3 protein-coding genes are annotated in these 2,068 nt (G+C 48.0%); 1 reads left to right on the top strand and 2 read right to left on the bottom strand.

Annotated elements, in window-relative coordinates; genetic code table 11:
* Window positions 1–1,029: PepSY domain-containing protein (locus tag R7O12_RS23785; protein WP_318126494.1), on the top strand; the 1,029-nt coding region annotated here is incomplete at its 5' end.
* A 47-nt stretch (window positions 1,030–1,076) separates the two neighbouring features.
* Here R7O12_RS23785 and R7O12_RS23780 read toward each other — a convergent pair.
* Together R7O12_RS23780 and R7O12_RS23775 are read right to left on the bottom strand one after the other, a co-directional pair.
* The gene (locus R7O12_RS23780) at window positions 1,077–1,460 is read right to left on the bottom strand and encodes a VOC family protein (protein ID WP_318126491.1); all 384 of its coding nucleotides are present in this window, start codon (window positions 1,458–1,460) and stop codon (window positions 1,077–1,079) included.
* The coding region (locus tag R7O12_RS23775; protein WP_318126490.1) for a substrate binding domain-containing protein at window positions 1,453–2,068 on the bottom strand (616 nt) is incomplete at its 5' end. The genes R7O12_RS23775 and R7O12_RS23780, both read right to left, overlap by 8 nt.

Here is a 2,068-nt window from a genome sequence, read left to right as displayed (position 1 = left end):
GAGCTGATGAATAACATTCATGGCACCTTACTGATTGGTGAGCTGGGCGATCGTTTAATCGAAATATCAGCCAGCTTAGGTATTTTACTGTTGGTGTCGGGCTTGTATCTCTGGCTTCCTCGCGACAACGCCAGTCGATCTGGCTTTTTGAAAATCCGTGTTGCCCAAGGTTCTCGTATTGTATTGCGCGATGTGCACGCTAACTTAGGTGGTGTGTTGTCCCTCGTGTTACTGTTTTTCCTGATTTCTGGTTTGTCTTGGGCTGGAATTTGGGGTGCAAAGATGGTTCAAGCTTGGAACACGTTTCCGACTTATTACACTTGGGGTGAAAAGCCAGAGTCGATATTGACGCATCAGGATCTTAACCACGGTTCGTCAGAAGAAATGCCGTGGAACTTAGAGCTTGCTGCCGTACCTGAATCGAAAGATAAACTCGCCCATGATCACGCGAACATGGAAAAGGGGGCGTCTTATACGGCGAGCCATCGCGCGTTATCGATTGACGACATTATTCTTAAAGCCGAAATGATGGGCTTTACCAGCTACAAAGTATTCTTGCCTCGTTCAGATGACGGTGTTTACACCGTTGCCGCCAACTCAATGGGAGGGGACATCTCTGACCCAAGACAAGATCGAACCAGCCATTTTGACCAATACTCAGGTCGTTTGCTGGTGGATGTGACTTGGCAGGATTACAGCTGGTTTGCCAAGTTAATGGCTGCGGGTGTCTCACTTCACCAAGGAGACGTAAGCATCATCAATAAGGCGTTGAATGTGCTGTTCTGTCAGGCATTTATTCTGATTGCTATTTCCGGAGTGGTAATGTGGTGGTTCCGTCGACCAAGTCGCAGCGCATCGCTTGGCGCGCCGCCACAATTTCAACATAACGGAGTGTGGAAATTGGGGTTAGCCACATTGGTTGCCATTTGTGCCGCGTTCCCGATGGGCGGTTTAGCCATTGTGAGCGTTTTGCTTTTGGACTGGGTGGTGTTCAACCGTGTCGAGAAGCTAAAAGCAGCACTGAACTAAGGTGTCGTATTGGTATAAAACAAGAGCCAGCGAATTGCTGGCTCTTTTTACTTCTGATAAAGCTCCAATGGTAAGCCATCGGGATCTTGGAAGAACGTAAATGCTTTGCCCGTAAACTCATCAATGCGAATGGGTTCAACAGCGATGTGTTTGGATTCCAGATACGTTTTTACTTCTTCAACGTTGTCGACTTGAAACGCCAAATGTCGTAAGCCTTGCGCCTCCGGAAAGCTTGGTCGCTCCGGTGAGCCGGGAAAACTGAACAGCTCGATTTGGCTTCCGTCCGGCAACGCAAGGTCGAGTTTGTAGGAATCTCTCGTTTCACGATAGTTTTCTGCGATGATTTTTAGCCCTAGCACTTCGGTGTAAAAATGCTTTGATGTTGGGTAATCACTGCAAATGATAGCGACGTGATGAATCGCATTAAACATGGTTGGGTTCCTTAGACACGAGATGTTCGTTTACAAAGTCGAGAAATACACGCAGACGTGCAGGCATGTATTTGGTTTGTGCGTACTGCATGGCGACCGCACCGTGGTAGTTACTTTTGATCATCCAATCGGACAACACTTCGACCACTTCTCCGCGCTCTAATGCCTCTTTCACCACGAAATCGTGGAAGATGCCAATCCCTAAACCGGCCTTGACGCCATTTAGGCGCATTTGCGAATGGTTGACCGCATACCGACCACTGACCGCGATGGAATGAAACGCCTCTTCTTTAAAAAACGACCAAATGTTGTCTTTGTCGTTTTCTGCTAGGTAAATACAGTCGTGCTGTTCAAGTTGCGTAGGATGTTCTGGCATGCCTCTTTGTGCGAGGTAGTCTGGTGAGGCACACAAAACCAGATTGGTTTTGCTGATCTCTTTGAGCACCAAATTCTCATCCGGTTTATCGGTGAGTTTAAAGGCAACATCAATGCCCTGACGCAACAGGTCGATTTCCCCGTCGGCCGCGCGCAGCTTGAGCTGAATTTTTGGATAACGTTGCAAAAAAGGCAGCACGAACGGTTGCAAGACCGAGTTTAAAAACGCCTCT

This window comes from Vibrio sp. Vb1574 (assembly GCF_033338675.1).
The sequence above is the reverse complement of the archived record's forward strand: the minus strand, read 5'-3'. Positions and strand labels throughout refer to the sequence as shown.